Consider the following 24,549-nt stretch of genomic DNA (forward strand, 5'->3'; position numbering starts at 1 on the left):
AAAAATCAGAAAGTATAATTATCATCGCCTTATTTCAAGCCCTTCCATTTATACTTCCATAGTAAGAAAATTCCAATGAGTATGGGGCCGAGAACATTTATTATCCATACCAGAAAGGTAGCTGCGATAATTTGTTCTGCCGGAAGATTGTATTGTTTGAAAACGAATAGCGCAGTGAATTCCCTCAGGCCAAGATCTCCCAAAACATTAACGGCTGGTATAAGTGTTTTGGCAAGAAAAATAAGAGCGGCGCAGGCTGAAAGATTTGTATAGGTCAAGCCAAAATCAAATAGAGACAAAACCAGGACGAACTGGGATAAAAAAACAGCATAACGCAGTAATCCGTATGTGGTTGCAACAATCAGATCTGCCGCGCTGTACTGACCGATTATCTGAAAATAGGATAAGAGTTTTGTTAAAAATACTTTTTCAGTTTTCCATTCGGTTAATTTTCTGCGAAAAGAAACAATGGCGGCCGCCAACAATATCAATAGAATGAGAAGTCCGTTAAGAACCGATCTTGTGACAGGATCCAGTCCGAGTTTTTCACCAACATAAAGAAGACCCGTTCCGCCGCCGATAATAGAAACGTAAAACTGAATACCATTGGAAACCAAGGCTGCACCAATTGCCTTTAACCGATCATGGGAGCGGAGTGAGGCTACCCGTCCAATAGTATCTCCAAGTTGTGCGGGTGCTGCAACACCAATTGCCAAGCCAGTCAGTGTGCCCCGAAAAGCTTCCAAAAAGGTAACTGGAACTGCTTTTCTGGCTAGTCTTTGCCATTTTAGACTTTCTAATGCCCAGTTTACAGGAACAAGCAGTAGTATTATTGATATAATTAAAACATGAGTTTTACTCAGAATTGTTTTATACACCAGGCCAATGTCCTGAATTCCTTTTTGTTCATTTTCAAAAGTGTGATAGATATAGCTGAGGATCAATAATGTGATCACAAGCTTTGCCACCCAAAAAAGCTTTCGCCAGGTTGTTTTTTCTTTTGGAGAAGAGAGTTGCTTATCTTGCACCATGATAAAAATGCAGCAGGCCGACGCTACCGAAAAGGTGATTATTGGAGTCGATCCCGGAACACAGGTGATGGGTTATGGGGTGATATCGGTAAAAGGTCAACAAATTACTTTGGTTCAGTACGGTGTGATTCATCTCAGCAAATATACTACCCACGAGTTGAAGTTGAAGAAAATCTTTGAACGTATCTCACAATTGATCGATGATTACCTGCCCGACGAGATGGCTATCGAAGATCCTTTTTATGGAAAAAACCCGCAATCGATGCTGAAACTGGGTCGCGCACAGGGCGTTGCAATGGCGGCGGCCCTTGCCAGAGATATCCCAATTGTTGAATATTCCCCTAAAAAGGTAAAGCAGTCGGTGACTGGAAGCGGAGCGGCTTCGAAAGAACAGGTTGCATACATGCTTGAAAAAATCCTGAAAATGGAACTTAGTAAGGAATTTATGGATGCAACCGATGGGATCGCCATTGCCATTTGTCATCATTATCATGCAAATACACCCGCATCAGCCGCGTCATCAACTGGTAGCAAAAAGTCTAAAAAAGGTGGCTGGGGTGCTTTTGTCAGTGAAAATCCTAAAAGAGTTAAATAATTGTCCCATTTATCAGATCGGTATTTTTTAATCCTTTGTTTGTGTCAAAACATAGTTTGTCTAATATTGACATTTAACTCTTTAATTTTAAGTATTAACGGCATAAACAAGTGGTTGCCGAAGATATTTCTTGTGCAGCTTCCGCAATTATTCCAAAATTTCCTGGCTCAATTTTTTATAATTCCTGCTGAAAGAAAAGCGGGAATCACCAATATCACGACTGTTGGAATCAGATGTAACTATGGTTTTACATTAAAATAAATTTAATGGTACTTATCCTATGAATGCTTGAATAAATCAAACGTTTGTTTTGATAAATCAATCAAACGTTTGATTTATCATTTTTCTTATATTACATTTGTACATCAATCAGCACAGAATTGAATCTTAATCACTAATATGCTGAGGATCAAATGAAATGGAATACAACGCAAAACAATTACAGATTATTCAGGTAGCGGAGAGGCTTTTTGCGGGTAAGGGCTTTTCAGGAACTTCGATACGCGATATCGCACATGAAGCTGATATTAATGTTTCGATGATTTCATATTATTTCGGTTCAAAGGAGAAATTGATCGAGGCGCTTTTTGAAGTTCGTATTGTTGAATCGGCGGAGAGGATGGAAAACATTGTCTCGAATGAGGATCTTTCACCGCTTCAAAAAATTTATATATTGATTGATGGTGTTATCGACCGGCTTCTGGGAAACCAGTGTTTTCACAACATTATGCTGCGAGAGCAGCTTTCGGGTGAGGAGCGGACGCCAGTAATATCTGACCTGATTTATGAACTGAAACTCAAAAACTGGGAGGGAATCAATAGCATCCTTCGTGAAGGACAAGCGAAAGAACATTTCAGGGATAATGTTGATGTTGCCTTACTTTCTGCAACTCTTTATGGAACAGTCAATCATTTTCTTACCACACAATCTTTTTACCGTAAAATAAATAATCTTGAATCATTGGGTCAGGAAGAATTTGACAAATCCCTGAAACAAAAATTGAGCAAACACTTAAAAAGTATCTTTAAAGCAACAGTAGCATATGAGACCATCGAGTAGTAGAAGAATGGCTTTTGTGGCAGTCGGTTTAATCCTGATCGCTTCCGCCTCCCATTCCTTCGGGCAGACAATCCGGAATATTACCCTGGAAGAAGCCGTAGAGCTTAGTCTGAAAAATAGTAAACAATTGAAATTAAGCCAGTCAAATGTTGATTTGGCGGGGCTTAACATTCGTCAGATCAAGGATAACCAGTTACCAAGTTTTAGTGTTTCGGCTTCTTATCTGAGATTAAATACACCGAATATTAATTTAAAATCGTCAAGCGACACAAGCAGCGGAGCCAGTTCACTTCATGTTAATTCAGTGGCGTATGGTATGGCGAGTGCTTCTGTGCCGCTTTTCTCCGGATTCCGTTACAAATACAGTCTTGAATCGGCTAAATATTTGCAGGAAGCATCAAGGCTGGATGCCGAGACGGATCGTCAGGCTGTGATTCAGAATGCGATTATGGCATATAGTAATTTGTACAAGGCAAAAAGATCAGTTGACCTGGTTGCAGAAAACCTGGTGCGTGAACATGAACGTGTAACTGAATTTACTAACCGCGAAAAAAACGGAATCATTGCCCGTAATGATTTATTGAAAGCAACGTTGCAGGAATCTAATGTGCAGTTGACTTTAATGGATGCTGAAAATGATCTCAAAATCACAACCATTAATATGAACCTGATTCTGGGTTTGCCAGAAGATACGCAGCTTGCAGCAGATTCAGCAAGTTTTGAGGTGTTGAAAGATGCCGGAAATGCTATGGATTGGGAACAAACAGCACTTACACACCGTAAAGACATGGCCGCAATTGCGATTCGCCAAAAAGCTGCCGGCTCAGATATCCATGTGGCCAAGGCTGATCTTTATCCAAGTGTAGCTTTAACGGGCGGTTATGTGGCGTTAAGTATTCCTGGTTTTGTAACGGTTCCAAATGCGTTTAATGCAGGCATCGGGGTTAGTTATAATCTGGCCTCACTTTGGAAAACAGGTTCAAAAATTGAAGAAGCTAAAACGAGACTTTACCAGCTAAAAACAAATGAAGAAATTTTACTTGATCGTGTGCATCTGGATATTAACACTGCTTATTACAATTATGTGTTAAGTAAAAAGAAGATCGAGGTTTATGAAAAAGCTGTGGAGCAAGCGACTGAAAATTACCGGATCACCAAAAATAAATATGATAACAGCCTGGTAACCACCACTGAACTGCTGGATGCCGATGTGGCTCAGGTTCAGTCCAAAATTAACTTTGCTTCTGCAAAAGCTGATGCGATCGTAGCTTATAAAAAGCTTGAACAAACAGCCGGCGTTATTAACTAACCAAATTTTAACAGCGGCGGATCTTGCCAGCTCCTTCGCACTTACTAACATTATATTATTCCAAAGATTATGGAGACCAATCAAACCACAGGTGTTGCAAACGAACCAGCACCTAAAAAGAAAAGTTACACTTTCCCTATCATCCTGGCACTTCTTGTTGTAGTAGGAGGAACCTGGGGTTACACAAAATACAACCACGGATTGCACCATGAAGAAACTGACGATGCACAGATTGATGCAGATATCAGCCCGGTAATTCCACGTATTTCAGGATACATTACAGAAATTAAAGTAAAAGATAACCAGCTGGTTCACAAAGGCGATACGCTGATTGTACTTGACAACCGTGATCAGCAAATAAAACTGGAACAGGCAGAAGCGAACTTATATGCATCTCAGGGAAATCTGGTTGTCGCCAATGCTACTACTTCTGCATCCGTAGCTACGGGTAGTACTTATGTTGCGAATGTAGAAGTTGCCGAAGCGCAGATTGAACAGGCAAAAGTAAGTGTGTGGAGAGCGAATCAGGATTTTGCCAGATATGAAAATCTGATCAAAGATCACTCGATCACACAACAGGAATACGAACAGGCTTTGGCTACAAAACAAACGGCGGAGCGTCAGTTGCAGGTTTTGATTTCACAGAAAAATGCGGCACAACGTCAGGCGAAAGCAGCAACTTCTCAAACAGCAGCAACTTCACGTCAGACCGGCGTTGTTAACGCAAATATTAAAGCACGCCAGGCTGATATTGACAATGCAAAACTGAATTTGTCGTACACCATTATCACAGCGCCAACAGACGGGCATGTTTCAAAAGTGAATGCGCAGTTAGGACAATATTTGCAGGCTGGACAATCTCTTTTCAGTATCATCGCAAATTCGCAGCCATGGGTTGTTGCTAACTTTAAAGAAACACAGCTAACAAAAATGAAACTTGGACAGAACGTTAAAATTCATATTGACGCATATCCTGACCATGTTTTCGAAGCCAAAGTAGCATCATTCTCTCCTGCAACGGGAGCACGTTTTGCGCTTTTGCCTCCTGATAATGCAAGCGGAAACTTTGTAAAAGTTGTTCAGCGTCTGCCGATTCGTATCGAATTTAAAGAAAGCAAAGATGAGTTTATCCAACGTTTACGCCCTGGAATGAATGTGTTTGTAGATGTTGAGCTGGATTAAGATGCAGAAATTTAAATGGTGAGTTTGCCCGGCAAGCTCACCTGATAATCTTCTCATCAATAAAATAATAAGCATATGGAATTACAACCATCCCTGGTAGAGTACGGCTTTCGACGGGTTATCATTACAATCACAGCCGTAATGTGTGCGCTTCTGGAAATTGTCGATACGACGATTGTGAACGTGGCTTTGAATGATATGCGGGGGAATTTGGGTGGAACACTTTCCGAAGTGAGTTGGGTAATTACAGCTTATGCCATTGGTAACGTGATCATTGTACCGATGACAAGCTGGCTTTCACAGCAATTTGGCCGTAGAAATTATTTCGCCGCATCGATCATCATTTTTACAGTAGCATCTTTCTGTTGCGGTAATTCGGATAATATCTGGGAACTTGTATTTTTCCGTTTAATTCAGGGTTTTGGTGGCGGAGCATTATTGGTTACTGCCCAAACGTTGATCACGGAAAGTTATCCTCCTGAAAAACGCGGAATGGCGCAGGCAATTTATGGTTTAGGTGTAATTGTTGGCCCAACTTTGGGTCCTCCACTGGGTGGATATATCGTAGATAATTACAGCTGGCCTTACATTTTTTATATTAATATTCCGTTGGGGATCATTGCTGCGCTTTTGACTATGCAGTTTATCCGCAGCCCCAAATATTCCGAGAAAAAATCAGCCAATGAAATTGACTGGTGGGGAATTGGTCTGCTTGCAGTTGCAGTTGGATCTTTACAATATGTATTGGAAAAAGGTCAGGAAGATGACTGGTTTAATGACGAAATCATCACCATCTGTACGGTATCGGCAGTTTTGGGATTCTTCTTCTTTATCTGGCGCGAATTAAGTTATAAAAGCCCGATTGTAGCACTGAGAGTGCTCAAAAACAGTAATCTTATGGTTGGGACCATTCTTTCCTTTGTATTAGGATTTGGTCTTTACGGTTCAACATTTATTATCCCGCTTTATACGCAGGCAACGCTTGGGTGGACAGCAACGCAATCAGGTATGTTGATGGTGCCTGCTGCACTTGTAACCGCCTTTTGTATGCCTATTGTCGGGCAGCTAATCCAGCGCGGTGTTAAGCAGCAATACCTGGTAGCAGGCGGAATGGTGGTTTTCTTTGTATATAGTTTTTGGGGTTACAGTATTCTTACGCCGGATACAAGTTCAGATGCATTTTTCTGGATGCTTATCGTCAGAGGAGCTGGGTTAGGATTCCTTTTTGTGCCTATTTCAACATTGGCATTATCAACACTGAAAGGTAGAGAAATTGGCGAAGGAGCTGCATTTACGGGTATGATGCGTCAGCTTGGCGGATCGTTCGGGGTGGCGGTAATTACCACTTATATAGCCAGACAAAATATGCAGCATCGCAGTGATCTGGTTAGTCGCCTGGATATTAATAACCCTGCCGTACAGCAACGGGTTGAAGGTTTGCAAAGAACTTTTATTGGCAAGGGCATGACGCCGGATGTTGCTTTGAAAAGTGGTTATCAAATGCTTGAATATAGTGTATACAAGCAAGCCACGGTACTATCCTATATGGACGTGTTTCTTTTTCTGGGATGTCTCTTTTTATTCTGTGTCCCGTTTGTTTTGATAACAAGACCCGGGAAAACGAAGATCGATCCCTCGTCAGTACATTAAAAATGAAGTGTTTGTTAAATTTGGTATAGTAGTAGTTTCAAAGAAGCTTTCCCAGTTTAAAGGGGAAGCTTCTTTTTTATTTTATGGTACATTCGGGAATAAAGCGAATTAATTTTTCAATCATTTTCCCGATTTGTCCGTATGTTTAATATTGAATAGTCGCTTATAAGAAACTTATTTTCTTTATGTTACCAACTTTGGGAATTGATAATATAATCCAGGTTCCGGCTGCCACTGAATCTTTCCGGATTTTGCATCATCAACCCATCAATATGCCGCTGATAAAAGAAGCGCATAAACATGATTTTTTCATGTTATTAATTATTGAAAATGGGAGTGGAATTCACACCGTTGATTTCGAAAATTATGAGGTTAGCGATTTTACTGTTTTCTTTCTTGCACCCGGACAAGCGCATCACTGGGATCTTTCGCCGGAAACCACCGGTTATCAAATTCTTTTTCCGGCAGATTTCCTTCAATCTTATCAAACAGAAAATCCCTTTTTCAAATCAAAATCCATTCCGTTTCTGCGTATAAATCCGGATTATTATCATCAATTGACTGGTGAAATCAGGCAAATGGAAATGGAGTTAAAACATTCTTTACCTTACACCGACTCCATCATTCAGAGCAGGCTTCTTGTTATTCTGTCGCTTCTCAGGCGCTGGTATGAGGCAAGTTATGAGGGCTCATATATTGTAAAACCGATCAGATTGCTTCAAAACTTTTCAACACTGCTGGAAGAACATTACCAAGATCATAACGACGTCGCGTTTTATGCAGGTAAGCTTCATGTAACAGCTAACTATCTCAATACTGTTTGTAAAAGAGAATCGGGACAAACGGCCGGTGAGCAGATTCGCGACCGTATTTTGCTGGAAATCAAACGGATGCTGATTTTGACAAATGCGGATATTAAAGAAATCGCTTTCGGGTTGGGTTTTAATGACACTTCCTATTTTGGCCGGTTCTTTAAAAAATTCACAGGACAAACTCCGTTGTCGTTCCGTAAAAATCAGTAATATGTACTATCAAAGTACTAACCTGTGCCATGAGACTTAATTTTGTCCGTGTAGTTTTGTGAATTATTATTCACTCCTGGCGTATTTTACTGTAACTTAAATTCACTCCGATATTTTACTATGAAAAAGGTATTCATCTGTTTCCTGATTAGTCTAATTTCTTTTTGTTCATTTGGTCAAAAAATAAAAGCAGACCTGATCATTTCTGACGTTAATATTATTGATATAAAAAGCGGAAAAGTGATTTCGCATCAATTTATTACTGTTGAAAAAGATCTGATCACCGGTGTTTTTAATCAAAAGACAGCGGGAAATATTACAGCCAAAAAGACGATATCCGGAAAAGGGAAATATGCGATTCCGGGACTTTGGGATATGCACATGCATTTTGGCGGCGGCGAGTCTTTGATTCAGGAAAACAAAAACCTGCTTCCACTGTTTCTCGCCCATGGAATTACGACGGTGCGCGATGCTTCTGCTGACATCAGCAACAGTGTTTTACAATGGAGAGAAGAAATAAAAGCGGGCACACTTTCCGGCCCAACCATTTTTACATCCGGTCCGAAACTGGAAGGTTATAAATCCGTCTGGCTCGGTGATATTGAGATTTCAACAGCCGAAGAAATTCCAAAAGCATTGGATTCACTTGATGGTTTGAAAGTTGATTTTGTGAAAATCACAGACAATACCATGAAACCGGAATTGTTTTTGGAAGCCGTTCGCCAGGCAAGAAAACGAGGGTACAAAGTTTCGGGACATATACCATCTTCGCTGACGATGCAGGATGTGATGACAGCCGGACTGAGTTCTATTGAACATATGTCTTATGTACTTAGAGCGGGAACAAAAAATGAAAAGGAAATTGCTGAATTATCTGCTTCCGGAAAGCTGAAAGGAAGAGAACTTAGCAACCGGATTCTTGCGGATTTTGATGAAAACACTGCTTTAAAAGTTTATGGAGCCATGGCAAAACATGATATATACGTAACGCCAACACTTTCGCTGCCACATCTTTTAGCGCATCTGGATGAAGATAATCATCAAAACGACGCATATCTTCAATACATGGGAAAAGGCCTTCAAAAAACCTATCAAATGCGAATTGACCGGGCCGGTAAAGATGATAAGGACGCCATTGCTTTCAGGAAATTGATGAACGATAAATCAGAATCGCTGCTTCCTTTGCTTCAAAAAGCCGGCGTTAAGATTATGGCCGGAACAGATGCCGGTTACCTGAATTCTTTTACTTATCCGGGAATTGGATTGCACAAAGAACTTCAATTAATGGTGGCAGCAGGTTTGACACCGCTTCAGGCTTTACAGGCTTCCATCATTAATCCGGCGCTTTTCTTAAACAAAAAGGAGTACGGAAGTTTGGTAAAAGGTAAAAAAGCGGATATCCTGTTATTAGATGAAAATCCGCTTTTGAACATATCTTCTACGCAAAAAATTTATTCAGTGGTGGTAAAAGGGTTACCAATGAATCAGACTGATATCAAGGCTGCGCTGGATGATGTGAAAACGAAAACTGGCGCCGGTCTGTAATAGACTTTATTTCAGTTTTTTAAGTTCAGTTAAGCCGGCTTCTGCTTCCAGCGTAAGCTGTCTTAATTGTTCTTTCAAATCCACTGAGCGGATATTGTTTTTCAGGTCACCTTCAATTTTTTTGTATTTGTCTGCCGTAGAAAGCATTCCGACAGAAAACAATGACGACCGGAATTTGTGCACTGCCTGGCGTAATTTTTCATTATCCCCAGATTCCTCAGCCTTGATAATCAGTTCAGATTGTGTTCCTAAATCGCTTTCAAACAGAGAAATAAGTTCATCTCTCAGCTCAGCGTCACCACCTGTGATTTCATTTAAATAGGTCATGTTCAGGATTTCCGAATCATGGGAACTCTCATCATTGGGGTTATTCGAACTCATTTCTTTGTAGTTTAGGTTTTGTTTACCGGTCAGATTTGAGATAGCATGTAACAATTCGTTTTCCCGGAAAGGTTTTGAAATATAACTATTCGCGCCTATGCTCAGGCACTCTTCTTTTTCTCCTACCATGGCATGGGCCGTCATGGTAATGATTGGTATAGTTTGAGAGATATTGCTTCTGATTTTCTTAATCGCAGTATAACCATCCATAATAGGCATTTGTATATCCATCAGCACAAGATCATAATCTCTCTTTTCAAGCTCATTGATTGCCTCCTGACCATTATTTACTATGGTTAATGGAATTAACATTCTTTCGAAAATGGCTTCCAGCAGTTTTTGATTAAGAAGATTATCCTCAGCTGCAAGTACCCGGATATCACCGATTGGAGTAATCACCGATAATGAATCATCTACTACTTCCAGTTCTGTCAGATCTGTTACAACTTCAAAAGGAAATTCCAGAATAAAAGTTGTTCCCCTGCCAAGAACGCTTTCTACACGTATCGTTCCACCGAGTAAGTGAACGAGCGATTTTACAATACTCAGGCCTAGTCCGGTGCCGCCAAATAATCTGGTGGTACTTTCAGATGCCTGAACGAATCGCTCAAAAATTTTATTTATTTTATCCTCAGGAATCCCTATTCCGCTATCAATAATAGAAAAACGGATGGTTTGCATATCGTCCTTTAAATCCGAGATTGGATCTACAATTAATTTTACAGACCCTTTTTCAGTAAATTTTATAGCATTACCGCAAACATTCAGAAGGATTTGCGTCAGTCGCAGTTTATCCGAAATAATCATTTGGGGTAATTCGGGCGAAAGAATTTTCTCATATCCAATATCTTTTTCACTGGCACGTTGACTAATGATGACCGATACTGAATCAACAAGTTCGAATATTGACGTATTGGTTTTATCCAAAATCACCTGACCCGCCTCAATCTTGGAAAAATCAAGAATATCGTTTATCAGGTCAAGCAGATTTTTACTGGCAATTTTGATATAACCAACATAATCACTGCTTTTTAAATCCTTAACCTGTTCTTCCAATAAATTAGTAAAACCAACAATAGCATTAAGCGGTGTGCGTATTTCGTGACTGACGTTAGAAAGGAAAATGTCTTTTACACGCACAGATTTTTCAGCAATGGACCGGGCTTTTTCCAGCGCTGTTTCATAATTGGCGCGCTGAGTAATATCCCGGAAAACAGTTATCGCATTGGTTATTTCCCCATCCAGACCAAGGATCGGCCGGGCACTGGTTTCTAAATGAAAGATGGAATTACCTTTAAGCAGATCAATTTTATTTCCCGTAGATTTTACGCCGTCGAGTGCTTCACTCACAGGTAAAGTTTCTGATGTAAATCTAATGTTATACCGCATTGGATCCAGCAGCGTGATATTGTTTATCTGCTCTTTAAGTGACTTCTCCTTGTCGATTCCAAGTATTTCCTTCCCTGACTGGTTTAAAAGTACGATTTCCTTATTTGTATCAATAACCATTACACCGTCTGGAATCGCTTCGATATATTGATAAAGAAGGCGTTCTTTTTGTTTGATTTCCAGTTGAAGCAGTCGTTGCTTTTTCTGGTTTCGCAAGAGGGAAACAATGGAAAGCACGGTCAGGAAAAAACCGAAAATGCTGGTTCCCATAATGAAAAGCGTCGTCTTTTTCTGGGTTTTTTGGATAAGCAACCTCTGTTTATCAAGGTGCCTGTTTTCTGCCTGCTCAATGGATTCAATTTTATTCATAAGAAGTTGGTTCAGATGTAAACCTTCTCCTTTTTGTATCATGTCAAATGCTTTTTGTGTTCCCTGTTCCCGGTAAATGGTCATTATTTTGTGCGTGTGCTCAACTATCTTACCGGAAATGTTCAATAATTCTTTTACTCTTTCAGTTTGTATTTTATCGTTTTTTACCAAACTGAATAAAGTATCACTCATGCCCAGAAGTTTTACTTTTTTGGAATAAGTATCGGCCAGCAGATCTTTATTCCCGGTGATTACAAACTCATGTATATTCGATTGAATATCCTTGGTCGATAATCCGAAATTTGCTGTTTGGTTTAATATTCCAATGGTGACATTTACTCCCTGGTTGTGCAGTGATAAGTCCTGTACATTTTTATATGCAAAATACTGGGATGCGAATATTAAGATCAGACCTATAAAAATGCTGATATAAGACCACCGGAGAGTTTTGTCTTTTATTGTTGAATGCATGTGAAGAAAAATATTTTCCGTTGAGCTTTACCAAATGTAATATTGTTACCGGGAAAGTAAAAATATTTTGGGCCGGGGCAAAGTTTAATCCCGTTGGTTCAGAAATTAATTAAAATGCCGCTGTAAGATTGTATAATGTTAATCTGTGTAACGATTTGGAGCAATGCAATGTTTCCAATAATCTATGATGGTTTTAATCATTTGCTGCAATTCATCAAAACCGGCCGGTTTTTGGAAAATCCCCTGAACCGATAATGAATATGCATCAAGAACCAATTGTCTTGTGGTACCGGTTGTGAAGAAAAGATAGGGGATGCATTTGATACTTAAATCTTCATTGGTTTTGATAATATGTCTTAATTCAAAACCATTCAGCCGCGGCATATTTACATCGGAAAGAATAAGAAACGGGTTTACTTCCTTTTTATTGAGGAAAGTTAGCGCTGCTTCGCCGTTATCAAAATAAAAGATTTTGTTGGTATAGTTAAGATTTGCAAATACCATTTCGAGTAATTGCTGATCGTCCATGTCATCTTCTATAACAATAATCGGCCCGTTGTCGGTAAGCATAATAATATATTTTTCCGTAATGTAAATTTTTACCGGATCATTACAAAATCAGGCAAAGTTAAAGAACACGAAAAAATGTTAATACAAGGACACCAGGCACAGAGGATGCATTTTTTACAGGAAAACTAATGTAGATTATCTGAAAAAGTATTAAAGAAACGATGCCATCCCGTCAAATTTAGCAATTATGTTTTCACGAAATGAAACCGGTGCAGCACTTTCAAGACTCATCACCAGAAGAACAAGCCCTTCTCTTGTGATAAGAATTGCAGGATCTGCTTTCCCTGATGGCCAAAGATTGGGGGACGGGAAAAAATTGGATTTTTTAAATTCCTTACTGCATTGAAGTTTCTCAATTGATCTTAAAATATCATTATGAGACTTCCCAAACTGATCAGCTACCGCGGAAGAGGAGGTTGTAGGTTTCCCATTATTGTATGATACGAAATACATGCCTATCTGTGATTTGTTACTAACATTTTTTATGACAAATATCATACCATGTTAAAATCACATTAGAATGGTGAATTATTTTCTCAGCTGTAACGGTCATTTTTCCATGGGTAAGCTGTGTTGGAATACCCGCGCACCTCCCAAAAACCAGGCTTATTTTTATTGAGAAATTCGATGCGGTTAATCCATTTTGCGCCCTTCCAGGCATATAACTGGGGAGTGATCATGCGCACAGGGCCACCATGGTCACGTTCAAGTGGTTTGTTATCAGCAGAATGGACGAGCAAAACATCTTCCTTCAAAGCTTCTTCGATGGAAATGTTGGTTGTGTATTTATCGTACCCATAACAAATAATATGGGTAGCAGTGGATTTGGGCATAACCAGTGCTGCGAGATCCGCTAATTTTACCCCAACCCAGGGAACGTCCATGCGTGACCACGTTGTTACACAGTGAAAATCGCTGATATCGGTAGTTTGAGGAAGATTCATGAAATCCTGCCAGCTCAGTTCAAGTGGAGAATCAACTTCCCCGTTTATCGTCAATTTCCATTGCTGATGCGAAATATCAGGTTTGAAACCCAGATCAAGAACCGGCCATTTTACCGTTTTTATTTGTCCGGCCGGTAATTTAGGCATTCCATGCCTGTTGATTTCACCGGTCCCCATCGGCTTATAGTCAGATACGGAAGGTGTTTGCAGCATTTTTTCCTCAAACCGCGCCTTCAGTTTCATTCTTGCATCAATGATTTTGTCGAGTTTATTTTCTTCGGACATAGTGTATCTTATTTGGCGCTGGAGAATATTTAAAGGTATAAATTATTGCTTGTCAGTTTTTTAAATTATTTCAATTCATTTAACAGTCCGCTCAGGTTCAAAGCTTTTGTATACATTTCCAAAGAGCCGTCTTCTGTTTTTGGCCAAAATTCTATTGGCCTGTCCCAATATAATTCCACACCATTATTATCCGGATCATTGAGATATAAGGCTTCAGAAACGCCGTGATCACTTGCTCCGCTTAATGGGTACTGCGCGTTGATCAATCTGTGATAAATCGCTGCAAGATCTTTCCGGGTTGGGTACAAAATGGCTGTATGAAACAATCCGACGCCTTGCTGACTTGCAGGCGGAAATCCTTTGCTATACCAGGTATTCAGCCCAATGTGATGATGATAACCGCCGGCAGAAATAAATGCAGCCTGATCACCATAACGGGCCATAATTTCAAAACCCAGCAATCCATTGTAAAAATCCAGCGATTTTTCAAGATTCGAAACTTTCAGGTGAACATGCCCGATACGGGTTTGTGCAGGTAAGGAATATTCTTCAGACGGCATAGTTATGTCAAAAACAATGAGCGATACGAAAAGCAAACCCTAATTTAACAATCAAATTTGAACTTTCACCGGTAAAAATCTATTTGAAAACTCTTTGGTAGGAAATCATTTAGATAAAAACACTTTCCTGATGAATCGCAGAGAAGCTCTTACTTCCGTTCTGGCAGTATCAACAGCCACCTTAATACCTGTGGAGACAAAAAAAGAAAAACCAGGTTCCTTTATATACTCGCTTAACATGAGCACGTTGCGTGGTCATAAACTTGGCTTTAAAAAGGAGCTGGAAGTAGCGGCAAAAGCAGGTTATAAATCCGTAGAAATATGGATCAATACATTACAGGATTATATAAAAACCGGTGCTACGCTGGCTGAGGCTAAGCGAATAATTGATGATCTGGGTTTAAAAGTTGAAGACGCGATCGGTTTTGCTACCTGGATTGTAGACGATCAGACGGCACGTTCAAAAGCATTGGATCAGTTAAAAATGGAAATGGACCAGCTTGCTCAAATCGGTTGCCCGAGAGTTGCTGCACCACCTATGGGCGCAACAACGGGTGAAAGTCTGGAACTTTCCAAAATCGCGGAACGCTATCGGAAGATACTTGAACTGGGCGATCAGACAGGTGTAGTTCCTCATCTTGAACTTTGGGGCTTTTCAAAGAATCTTAGCAGAGTAGGAGAGCTGCTTTATGTGGCCGTAGAATCAAATCATCCATCAGCAAAAGTTTTGATGGATGTGTATCATTTACATAAAGGTGGTTCGGGGATAGATAGCGTAAAAGATGTTGGAAAACCCCTGATCGAAATTTTTCACATAAACGACTATCCGGCAACTCCGCTAAGGGAAACAATCGTGGATGCGGACAGAATATATCCGGGGGACGGAACGGCTCCGTTGAAAAAATTACTACAAACGCTTAAAAACCCTGAAAAACCAGTTATTCTTTCTTTTGAAGTGTTTAATAAAGATTATTACGCCCAGGATGCTTTGCTTGTGGCAAAAACGGGTTTGGAGAAGATGAGGAAGGTTACGGAGGGGATTTGAGGAACATATTAAAGGCATTTAACGAATTTTACAAATGGACATTTTATCCGTGCATTTGGGTAAAATGTCCATCTATGCGAACTGTAACCAAAAACAGTCGTAAGTCATCCAGGATTGGTGAAGATCTGGCAATAGTACTTCGTAGAAAAGCACCGGCAAATGAAATTACCTGGATGATCCTGGGAGGTAAGCAATTATGAATTTATACAGAATTGCAAAAAAGCGGGAACGAGCCAATGATTTAAGCGGTCGGGGTGCTGCCAATGAAGTTATATACTAGCGAGAGCCGCGCACTCGCCATGTTGGTATTAGTCCATGTAGACGAAACTGAATTGCCTCCCTATCTGTTTGTAATGACTATTGAAGTTGAAAGTTCGGCTCAATTTTACGAAATAGAGGATTCAGACTTGCCAAACGACAGGCGAATTACTGAAAATATTGCTTTAGAAAAAATTGGAGATAGTATTTTTAAAGCAAGAAAATATATAGGAATTAAAGCACGAAGCGCAGTAATGCCTCAGGAATATAATTTAATTCTTAATCCTTTATATCCGGGATATTATGACTTGATAAAAGTAATTTCAGTTGAAGATTATCAGAGAGATAATCGGTTGTGAGACTTCTTTCTATTCCCAAATCCCGTTAACCGCAGTCAAAATTACCGGTTTCCCATCCGTTACCAGAATGGTATGCTCATGTTGAGCAACATATCCGCCTTTATCTCCAGTTAGCGTCCAGCCATCTTTTCCTTTTTGAGCAATTGTTGATGCGGTGGAAATAAATGTTTCAATCGCAACCACTGTATTTTTTCTGAAACGCTGTTTGTTATCGTTATCACACCAGTTAAGGATTTCATGCGGGTCCTCATGCAAGCTTCTTCCTACGCCGTGTCCAGCCAGATTTTTGATCACTCGGTAGCCAGATTTTCTTGCTTCTATTTCAATTAACCGGCCTATATCCGAAACCTTTACGCCTGATTTAATACGATAAATTGCTTTATGCAGAATGTTTTTGGAGGCATTTACAAGTTTTTGGTGATTACTTATATCTTCCCCCAAAATAAAAGACCCTCCGTTATCTGACCAGAATCCATTCAGCTCTGCGGAAACATCAATATTAATCAGATCACCCTCTTTCAATATTTTTCCTGCCGAAGGGATTCCATGTGCTACTTCATGATTGACGCAAATACATGTCCAGCCGGGAAATCCGTAAGTCAGTTTTGGTGCTGATTTTGCTCCCAGTGAATTTAGGATTTCTCCTCCAAAATCATCCAGTTCTTTTGCGGTCATGCCTGCTTTGGCAAAAGCCCGCATTTCCTTTAATGTAGTAGCAACTGCTTCACTTATTTTTTGAATTCCTTCTAACTCTGCTGCTGATGAAATGAACATAACCCTGCTTCCTGACTTTAATGTTTACTGCTGACCGTTAGAAATTCAACAAGAACGGACGGAATTTAGTTTAGCTGACAGTTTTTCAAATCAAGATCATACTCGAAATCGAGGTTTTATGTTATCACATTTTTTTAATACTTTTAGAAAGGTTTGGACAGATAAAATTCCAATTACTATGGCGATATATAATTTAACAGTTAACAGTAAAAAAGTAAAAGTCGACGTGGAAGATGACATGCCCCTGCTTTGGGTAGTCAGAGACGTTGTCGGCTTGAAAGGGACAAAATTCGGATGTGGAATGGCACTTTGCGGTGCCTGCACGGTACATCTGGATGGCCAGCCCGCGCGTTCCTGTCAGACACCGGTTTCCAGTGTTGGGAAAAACACTAAAATAACGACCATTGAAGGAATTGGCGACGTAAAATTGCACGCTATTCAGCAGGCCTGGATCGAAGAGCAGGTGCCGCAATGCGGTTATTGTCAGTCGGGGCAGATCATGTCTGCAGTAGCTCTTCTTAAAACAAACGCAAGTCCGAACGATCAGGATATCGATGCTGCCATGAGCGGAAATTTGTGTAGATGCGGAACGTATGACCGTATCCGTAAAGCGATTCACCGTGCCGCGGAAGCGATTAAGGTAGAAGAAAAGGGAATCGGGAAAAGATAGTTTTTCACCAACAGCTGATTAAAGACATTGGAAAATATACAAACATCACGCCGTGATTTTCTGAAAACCACCGGTTTAACTTCTTTCGGACTCGCTCTGGGCATTTCTGCTTTTTCAAAAGATGCAATAGTCAAGAAGATTAATCCGGCAATTTTAAAACTGGAAATCAATCCGTTTATCATCATTGATACGGCCGGCAATATCACGATTGTCAATCCTCGTCCGGATATGGGACAAGGTTCAACGCAGGCGGTACCGTCTCTTCTAGCAGAGGAACTTGAAGTACGGCTGGATCAGGTAAAAATTATTCAGAGTGACGGAAAAGATAAATACGGCAGCCAGACTTCCGGCGGAAGCAGTTCTGTCAGGTCTTTATGGGAGCCAATTCGTAAAGCAGGAGCGGCTGCCAAAGAAATGCTTACGGAATCTGCTGCCAAAAGATGGAATGTGCCGGTTGCCGAATGTTTTGCAAAAGACGGAACCATTATCCATAAACCGACAGGAAAAAGCCTGACGTATGGTGAGCTGGCCGACGACGCTTCAAAACTCGAAATTCCTAAAAATCCCAAATTAAAAGATCCAAAGGATTTTACAATACTGGGCAAATATAACAAGCGTCTGGATGTACCGGAACGTGTAACGGGAAAGGCAATTTACGGCATTGATATTGATGTTCCGGGAATGGTTTACGCCAGTATTTTACATTCACCTTCGCTCCACGGGAAAATTGTTTCCATTGACGATTCCGAGACTAAAAAAATCAAAGGTGTTCTTAAAGTGGTAAAAACAGAACGCACCATGCCACACAGGACTTCGGAAGCCGTTGCGGTAATTGGTACAAATTATTGGGCTGCGCTAAAAGGAAGAAAAGCACTTTTGGTAAAGTGGGATAATGCAGATTATGAAAAAACGCTGAGCACAGAAAAATACTTTGCAGAAACCTATGAGGCTGCAAAAAAAGAAGGAATTAATTTTGAAGAGAAAGGTGATTTTAATGCAAAATATAGCTCAGCGGCTAAAAAACTGGAATCAAACTATGAAACACCATTCCTTGCACATGCACCTATTGAACCGGAAAATGCCGTTGTTCATGTAAAAGATGACGGATACATAGAAATATGGGCTCCGGTACAAGGGCCGGATTGGGCATTGCGTGATGTGTGCGCATACATGAAAGTCGCTCCTGAAAAAGTTAAAATAAATGTGACGCTTTTGGGTGGCGCATTTGGTAGAAAAGCGTATCACGATTTCCTTTTGGAAGCCTGTCATTTATCAAAGGAATTGAAAAAACCTGTTAAGGTTGTCTGGACGAGGGAAGACGATATTTCTCAGGGGCCTTATCGTCCGGGTATGCTCAGTCATATGCAGGGCTTTGTTCAGGACGGCAAAATTGCGGGTTATCATCACCATGCCATCGGTGAATCAATTCTGAATCAGGTATATAAAGGACTTAAACCTGACGAGGCGGATCCCTGGCTGAGTGAAGAAATCAGTACCAATAATAACAAATACCATTTTGATGTAGCTTCAAAAGTAAGCTGGACACATGTGAAAACGGATATTCCTGTTGTTTGGTGGCGATCTGTTTATGCTTCTAATTTTGGATGGGGGCAGGAATGTTTTATCGACGAACTTGCGCATCTGGCTGGAAAGGATCCGGTAAAGGCACGTTTGGAAATTACAAAAGATGAACGTTTCAGGAAGGTTTTGGAAACACTGGCAGAAAAATCAGCCTGGGGTGCAAAACTTTCGGAAGGACAGGGAAAAGGAATAGCGGTTTTTAAATCTTTTGACAGTATTTCGGCTACTTGTATTACCGTAACAAAAAAAGACAATGGCGTTAAAATAGACAAAGTTGTCTCTATAATCGATTGCGGTTATTATGTCAATCCGGATAATGTGAAAGCACAAACGGAAGGAAATATTGTTATGGGTATTACAGCGGCAACAAAAGATGGTATTACTTTTACGAACGGTGTTTGTGACCAGAGTAATTTTCATCAATATAATATTATGAGGCTAAATGAAATGCCTGAAATAGAGATACATATTGTTGACAGCGGCGCCAGTCCGGGTGGGGTAGGTGAGCCGGGACTTCCCCCGATAGCTCCTGCGCTTGGTAATGCTATTTTTGCAGCTACGGGAAAGAGAATGCGAAAACTTCCTTTCGATATTAGTAATCTGGTTTAGATAAGCGAATAGCAATCTGTCAAAAAATAGAAAGGTCTCACTGAAATTCATTGTTTCGGTGAGACCTTTTTTACTTAAATGTAAAATATATTAAAATCTGCCAAATTTTAAAGTCATGTTATACGAGATATTGCTTAAATCTCCGTCCGTTAATCCATTTCCTTTTGCACCAAAAGTTTTGCGGTAAGATATGCCCGGACTTAACCGCATCCATTTCAAAAGATTAATTTCAACCTGAGCTCCCGGTTCAATTGCATAGAAGAATTTAGCGTCGGTATGATTGTCATTCCAATCATCATTATCCCAGTCATCCCAGTTTTTTCTGTCGTATTGTAAAGTGAAACCGGCACCATTTATAAGATTTACAGCAAAATGAACTCGTTTATTTGAAGCGAAAATATATTCCGTCATAAGGCCAAATTGTCCATATTGGTAGGTGATTTTCTTGTCTGGAGAATTATTGAAATTGGGAGAAGGGATAAAATTTGTTGTTGCCGCTAATTCAGCACCGATGAGGAATTTGCTGTTCACGAACCAGCCTCCATAAATTTCGGGCATATTCGCAAAGTCGCCGTTGATGGTTGTGAACTTGTTGGAGATTGCTGCATAGCCACCTGATCTTTTGATTTTGCTGCCGCTGAAAACGGTTTGCACCTGTTGCGAATAGGAAAAATAACCACTTAGTAAACAGCATAATACTGTTAATGACGATAATGTTTTTTTCATGACTTTTCGTTTTAAACCTATAACAACTTAAACCGAAAAGACCCCTATACCTGAAAATGAATTAATTTTTCATTTCGATAAACTAGTCTCTTTTTAGTAGAATTTATACAAAAAAGCGATGCGTCCGTAATGGCTGCACCGCTTTCCTGTCAATCTCAATACTTTTATTTTTCGGCACCATCAGTTAATGCCCGCTGAACTGCATAATTTCCAACTTTATGACCTGTCACCAATCCTTGTTCACAGTCGAAACGATAATGAATAAGACCGTAAATCCGCGAAACCGAGGCTTCAACAGCCATCGCATCAACAGTAGCTTTTTCAGATGGGAAAATATGGCCAAGCACTTCGGCAGCAGCTCCCGAAAACATCGAATGTCCTGACGTATAAGAAGGGAAGTTAGGTAAACCCACAGAGGTTTTTACCTTGCTGTTCATCTGGTTTGGACGGGGATAGTAATAATAATATTTTGCATCCCAGCAGCATATCCCGGCATCCTGCATGGCAGTTCCAACCAACGCAAAAGTTCTGGCCGTTCTTACCTCACTGAAATTATTATCATGAGCCAAGGCGGCCGCCTTACGGTGCCAGTGTCCCGGAGGAGTGTAACTTCCTACACCATCCGACCAGAAATTGGCGATTCTTGCCTGTTCTCTTGTCTGGCTTTTTGCAAGCGTTAAGAGCTCATTCAAGTTTTGTTCAAACTCCGGGCTGCCGATCGCAGGTGGTGCAATCGGGCGTAGCGTAGCAACAGTTGCAGTATTAAAATTCCAGGTAAGAACTCCGCCATAGGTAGGAAGCATAGGAGGTCGTGCAGGAAATTCCTGACTTTTCCATGGTTCGGTTATACCAATTTTTAAAGCATTGGCGATTATATCAGGGACTTTTGCCTGGTTGTTGGCTGCGCCCATTCCATCCGTTTTCGCACGGGCCATTACCTTGGCTCCAACTGCACTTCCCAGTGCGTTTCCAGCTGTAATATCACTTTCAACGTTCATTCCAGCCAATAAACGGCTGTTTTTATGCTCAGCCAATTTGGCATCCAGAAAAGGAATTTCACCAGGAAACATCGCTTTCAAAATAGTATAGGAAGCGGCAGCAACCACGGCGTCTTCCGAAGGATAAGATGGTAAATCCGAAACGGGAAGAATTGCTTTAATAGAAGCGTCATTTTTTGACGGCGCTTTACGGTTATATTTAAATTTATAATTCCATGCACTCACAAGCGCATCATACTGCGCAACACTCAGGTAAGCCAGTGCGCGGGCCGTGTAAGGTGGATTTGCAAAAGGGAATTTTGGATCAGCCAAAGGATTTGCAGCATCAGGAACAGGATATTTCCCTTCCGCATTTACAGCCGGTGGACTGTTATATCGCGCCGCAAGTTCACGGGCGATTTCATTCCAGCGGTAGGCGGCTCCGGCTCCCCAGTAGTTAATCTGGTCACGTTGCTGAGGTGTAACAGTGCCCATGGTTGTTTTCAGTTTGGCAAGTTCAGCGATGTATTCCGCCGATGTTGCCGCCTTTGGTTCTTCCACTGCAATTTCGCTGGATGAAGCCAGGATGTAAGGTTTCCAGGTACCGGCATTCTCATCCAGGGTAGAAGGATTATTGATAGATGCAGTTGGTTCATCAACCGTTTTGCTGCATGAGAAAACGGTAAAAGCTAAAATTAAACCTGTTGCGAAGGATGCAGCACGGCCAGGGGATTTAAATATCTTATTCATGATCTTTTTGTAATGACTGTAATTTATTTTTTACCAGATTTAATATATCTGAACTGATACAAAAGTCCGGCGGAATAGGTCATTGCCTGGCCTACATTTTCTCCTCGGGTAACATATGCGACACGTGCATTAAAGCCAATATTTTTTGGCTGAAATTTTCCGTACCAACCCACTGTCGTTGATTTCATATTGTTCGTCGGGAAAGGCATTCCGTTGCGACGGATATAATCTCCGTTTACACATTCACTGCGTTCAGCATAAACCTCAGTTTGAATAGCTTTGTTGGTGAAACCAACACGTGCAGAATAATCAAAAGCATTAGGCACACTGACACGGTTTGTGTTGTAAAGCGTTTCTCCCATCAGGTAAGAATCACGGTCAATGGTAATTTTACTTCTTAAAATATAACTTCCGTAAGCGGTAGCATAAATACCCGTTTTATGACGGTAACGTGCCACAAGCCTTCCAGTCGCTGTTTTGCACTGCAAACCAATAGACAGCGGCATGAAATCAGGTACGTAATTGCTACTTGGAATCGATGCGCCGGCAACTGCATTTAACGAAAGCCCAGCTTTGTTATAAAAGCGGTATTTCACCCAGCCCGATACATCCTGAAAACCTTTACTCCATTTCATATTCCCTGCACTTGCTTGTGTCCAGATATATGGAAGGCTTACAATAACATTCAGGTTTTTAGTTACACCAACTGCCAGCATGGCCATTCCAACCTGCGTAGTTTGCGTTCCTATATTGAGATTTTCTCTTTTTAGCTGATTTTCCCAGTATTTATCCCATGAACTATGGGTGTAAGATAAAGCCAGACAGGCCGTATTTTTTGACATATAAACAGCATCATTAGGCATTTGCGCATAGGCGCCTGTGAAGCTGATCATTGCCAGAATTAACATCAAAAGATGTTTTTTATTCTGTATAGTTGAAAACATAAATTATTAAATAAAGATGGTAGCTACCGCTTTAAAAGCGACGGGTTGGTTAAATTCATATTTACCTGCTTTTGAAGAACATGTCTTCAAAAATCAGGATAACTTGAAGAATTCTGATTGCAGGAGGCAACAGATTTTATCAGGATTTGAACAGAGTAAAAGATCAGCAATGTTCCGGTGGGGGTGTTGGAAGTTTTAAAAGAAAGCGGATATGTTTTACTTCCTTTAACGGATAAATGGCAATAACATCAGCAGTACGGAACGTTTGATGGTGAATTGAAAAATGATAAATGTTTTGAACGTAGTTTTTGATAAGATTGTCCAGGAGTTTCAAAGCCTTTCCATGTGAAGAATCAGCAGTTTGATTACCAGGATCTGTCATGGACTGCATCTGGTTTGCCAGTTCGAAAAAACGGTCGCGGGCTGGCTGATTGGATTTCAGTGTAACATACAAAGTATCGTTTGTATGAAGCACGTGAGTGGTGTTATAAAAACTGCCGTTACTTTTAGTAAGGCCTTCTATTTCTACTTCATTTTCCCAACTGGCTGTATAAGGAAGTGAAGGGACATAAACTTTCAAAAGTTGGTAATCATCTTCGCTGTTTGAAGAAACGGCTGATTTATATTGGTTGTCAAATAGCAACACAGCAGTTGTTAACCCCAGCATATTGTAGAGCAACAAAACCAGCAAGCTTATGGCAACTATTTTTTTCAATTTTCAGGGATTATTCACTCAAATATAATACTTAATTTATTATTTTAAACGGTACGTGTTGATTAATGAATGATAATTTGTGATTAGGCAGTTTTGTAAAATGCTACTATTAAAACATAAATTATTATTCATAATGTCCAAAATCGTGATTGTTTGTGAAGAACAAAGTACATGATAGCTAATATGACAATAGTCATTTCTTAAAGTTTCTTTATTAATTTGTGACTTTAAACAGCCCATTTCTATGAAAAGATCAGACATTAACCCAATGCCAGCGTTTTTTGACCGGTATATTAATCTGGTGGAAGATATTGATATTTTTGAAGCTTTTGAAAAACATTCTCCCGATAAAGTTTATTCTGAAATCAGTAAACTGACTGATTTACAGGCCAAAATTTATGCACCGGAAAAATGGACTGTGAAAGATATTTTACAGCATGTTATTGATAACGAGCGTATCATGGCTTATCGTGCACTTCGTTTTTCCAGAAATGATAAAACAGTGCTTCCCGGTTACGAAGAAGAATTGCTCGCCGCCAACACGGTTGCAAGTAAACGTTCAGTTACAGATTTAATGGAAGAGTTTAATTTGGTGCGTCAATCGACCGTTTTGCTTTATAAAAATATGGATGATGAAATGATACTGAGATCCGGAGTTGCTTATAAAAGCGAGATTTCTCCATTAGCACTCGGGTTCGTAATTATCGGGCATCCGGTGCATCATATGAATATAATCAGGGAAAGATATTATCCGCTGCTTGGCTAGTGAGATATAAAA

At 40.3% G+C, this 24,549-nt stretch carries 24 protein-coding genes; 13 read left to right on the forward strand and 11 right to left on the reverse strand.

All coding sequences use genetic code 11. The features are described 5' to 3' along the window. Nucleotides 1-29: 29 nt before the first annotated feature. Nucleotides 30-1,031, reverse strand: a complete 1,002-nt coding sequence (locus tag FDK13_RS10560; protein ID WP_137339953.1) for a lysylphosphatidylglycerol synthase domain-containing protein — start codon at nt 1,029-1,031, stop codon at nt 30-32. A 7-nt stretch (nt 1,032-1,038) separates the two neighbouring features. On the opposite strand from FDK13_RS10560, the gene ruvC reads away from it, so the two are divergent. The 7 genes from ruvC to FDK13_RS10595 all read left to right on the forward strand — a co-directional run bounded on the left by ruvC (nt 1,039) and on the right by FDK13_RS10595 (nt 9,394). Then, nucleotides 1,039-1,626: a crossover junction endodeoxyribonuclease RuvC gene (gene ruvC, locus FDK13_RS10565; protein WP_137340120.1), complete on the forward strand. Its 588-nt coding sequence runs from the start codon at nt 1,039-1,041 to the stop codon at nt 1,624-1,626. Nucleotides 1,627-2,044: 418 nt separating this feature from the next. Continuing rightward, on the forward strand, nt 2,045-2,686 hold the full coding sequence (locus FDK13_RS10570; RefSeq protein ID WP_137339954.1) for a TetR/AcrR family transcriptional regulator: 642 nt from the start codon (nt 2,045-2,047) through the stop codon (nt 2,684-2,686). Further along, nucleotides 2,670-3,995, forward strand: a complete 1,326-nt coding sequence (locus tag FDK13_RS10575; protein ID WP_229216000.1) for a TolC family protein — start codon at nt 2,670-2,672, stop codon at nt 3,993-3,995. The genes FDK13_RS10570 and FDK13_RS10575 overlap by 17 nt, the downstream gene beginning before the upstream one ends. A gap of 69 nt (nt 3,996-4,064) precedes the next feature. After that, complete coding sequence (locus FDK13_RS10580; protein ID WP_137339955.1) at nt 4,065-5,177, forward strand: HlyD family secretion protein; 1,113 nt, start codon at nt 4,065-4,067, stop codon at nt 5,175-5,177. A gap of 75 nt (nt 5,178-5,252) precedes the next feature. Further along, nucleotides 5,253-6,827: a DHA2 family efflux MFS transporter permease subunit gene (locus FDK13_RS10585; RefSeq protein ID WP_137339956.1), complete on the forward strand. Its 1,575-nt coding sequence runs from the start codon at nt 5,253-5,255 to the stop codon at nt 6,825-6,827. Nucleotides 6,828-7,012: 185 nt separating this feature from the next. Next, a complete protein-coding gene (locus FDK13_RS10590) occupies nt 7,013-7,849 on the forward strand; it encodes an AraC family transcriptional regulator (protein WP_137339957.1) in 837 nt (278 codons plus the stop codon). Nucleotides 7,850-7,969: 120 nt separating this feature from the next. Continuing rightward, nucleotides 7,970-9,394, forward strand: coding sequence for an amidohydrolase family protein (locus FDK13_RS10595; RefSeq protein ID WP_137339958.1), 1,425 nt, complete (start codon nt 7,970-7,972; stop codon nt 9,392-9,394). Nucleotides 9,395-9,400: 6 nt separating this feature from the next. Here the strand turns inward: FDK13_RS10595 and FDK13_RS10600 are convergent, their stop codons facing one another. From FDK13_RS10600 to FDK13_RS10620, 5 genes are all read right to left on the reverse strand, one after another. Continuing rightward, nucleotides 9,401-12,004, reverse strand: coding sequence for an ATP-binding protein (locus FDK13_RS10600; protein WP_137339959.1), 2,604 nt, complete (start codon nt 12,002-12,004; stop codon nt 9,401-9,403). Nucleotides 12,005-12,142: 138 nt separating this feature from the next. Beyond that, a complete protein-coding gene (locus tag FDK13_RS10605; protein ID WP_137339960.1) occupies nt 12,143-12,574 on the reverse strand; it encodes a response regulator in 432 nt (143 codons plus the stop codon). Between the two features lie 150 nt (nt 12,575-12,724). Further along, complete coding sequence (locus tag FDK13_RS10610) at nt 12,725-13,027, reverse strand: Rha family transcriptional regulator (RefSeq protein ID WP_170982775.1); 303 nt, start codon at nt 13,025-13,027, stop codon at nt 12,725-12,727. Nucleotides 13,028-13,110: 83 nt separating this feature from the next. Then, complete coding sequence (locus tag FDK13_RS10615; RefSeq protein WP_137339962.1) at nt 13,111-13,803, reverse strand: sulfite oxidase-like oxidoreductase; 693 nt, start codon at nt 13,801-13,803, stop codon at nt 13,111-13,113. Nucleotides 13,804-13,868: 65 nt separating this feature from the next. Further along, a complete protein-coding gene (locus tag FDK13_RS10620; protein ID WP_137339963.1) occupies nt 13,869-14,363 on the reverse strand; it encodes a VOC family protein in 495 nt (164 codons plus the stop codon). Nucleotides 14,364-14,493: 130 nt separating this feature from the next. Here FDK13_RS10620 and FDK13_RS10625 point away from each other — a divergent pair, with 130 nt between their 5' ends. The 3 genes from FDK13_RS10625 to FDK13_RS10630 all read left to right on the forward strand — a co-directional run bounded on the left by FDK13_RS10625 (nt 14,494) and on the right by FDK13_RS10630 (nt 16,025). After that, entirely contained in the window at nt 14,494-15,408 is a 915-nt protein-coding gene (locus FDK13_RS10625) for a sugar phosphate isomerase/epimerase family protein (RefSeq protein ID WP_137339964.1), read from the forward strand. 74 nt (nt 15,409-15,482) lie between these two features. After that, nucleotides 15,483-15,608: a hypothetical protein gene (locus FDK13_RS36405; RefSeq protein ID WP_262711816.1), complete on the forward strand. Its 126-nt coding sequence runs from the start codon at nt 15,483-15,485 to the stop codon at nt 15,606-15,608. 63 nt (nt 15,609-15,671) lie between these two features. Further along, the gene (locus FDK13_RS10630; protein ID WP_137339965.1) at nt 15,672-16,025 is read left to right on the forward strand and encodes an RES family NAD+ phosphorylase; all 354 of its coding nucleotides are present in this window, start codon (nt 15,672-15,674) and stop codon (nt 16,023-16,025) included. Between the two features lie 9 nt (nt 16,026-16,034). Here the strand turns inward: FDK13_RS10630 and map are convergent, their stop codons facing one another. After that, entirely contained in the window at nt 16,035-16,799 is a 765-nt protein-coding gene (gene map, locus FDK13_RS10635; protein ID WP_137339966.1) for a type I methionyl aminopeptidase, read from the reverse strand. A gap of 178 nt (nt 16,800-16,977) precedes the next feature. Between map and FDK13_RS10640 the strand changes: the two genes are divergently transcribed. Next, the gene (locus FDK13_RS10640; RefSeq protein ID WP_137339967.1) at nt 16,978-17,469 is read left to right on the forward strand and encodes a (2Fe-2S)-binding protein; all 492 of its coding nucleotides are present in this window, start codon (nt 16,978-16,980) and stop codon (nt 17,467-17,469) included. Nucleotides 17,470-17,496: 27 nt separating this feature from the next. After that, complete coding sequence (locus FDK13_RS10645) at nt 17,497-19,659, forward strand: xanthine dehydrogenase family protein molybdopterin-binding subunit (protein ID WP_137339968.1); 2,163 nt, start codon at nt 17,497-17,499, stop codon at nt 19,657-19,659. Nucleotides 19,660-19,749: 90 nt separating this feature from the next. Here FDK13_RS10645 and FDK13_RS10650 read toward each other — a convergent pair whose 3' ends face one another. The 4 genes from FDK13_RS10650 to FDK13_RS10665 form a co-directional block, all read right to left on the reverse strand. Then, complete coding sequence (locus tag FDK13_RS10650; protein ID WP_137339969.1) at nt 19,750-20,385, reverse strand: hypothetical protein; 636 nt, start codon at nt 20,383-20,385, stop codon at nt 19,750-19,752. Nucleotides 20,386-20,549: 164 nt separating this feature from the next. Further along, on the reverse strand, nt 20,550-22,112 hold the full coding sequence (locus tag FDK13_RS10655) for a vanadium-dependent haloperoxidase (protein ID WP_137339970.1): 1,563 nt from the start codon (nt 22,110-22,112) through the stop codon (nt 20,550-20,552). 23 nt (nt 22,113-22,135) lie between these two features. Next, nucleotides 22,136-23,056 carry a hypothetical protein gene (locus FDK13_RS10660; RefSeq protein WP_170982776.1) on the reverse strand — a complete coding sequence of 307 codons (921 nt, stop codon included), beginning with the start codon at nt 23,054-23,056 and terminating at the stop codon, nt 22,136-22,138. Nucleotides 23,057-23,219: 163 nt separating this feature from the next. Continuing rightward, nucleotides 23,220-23,771, reverse strand: coding sequence for a hypothetical protein (locus FDK13_RS10665; protein WP_137339971.1), 552 nt, complete (start codon nt 23,769-23,771; stop codon nt 23,220-23,222). A gap of 244 nt (nt 23,772-24,015) precedes the next feature. Between FDK13_RS10665 and FDK13_RS10670 the strand changes: the two genes are divergently transcribed. After that, nucleotides 24,016-24,537 (forward strand): DinB family protein, encoded by a 522-nt coding sequence (locus tag FDK13_RS10670; protein WP_137339972.1) that lies wholly within the window; start codon nt 24,016-24,018, stop codon nt 24,535-24,537. The last annotated feature ends 12 nt before the right edge of the window (nt 24,538-24,549 follow it).

Origin of the sequence: Dyadobacter frigoris, assembly GCF_005280585.1 — a bacterium.
Lineage (GTDB): Bacteria > Bacteroidota > Bacteroidia > Cytophagales > Spirosomataceae > Dyadobacter > Dyadobacter frigoris.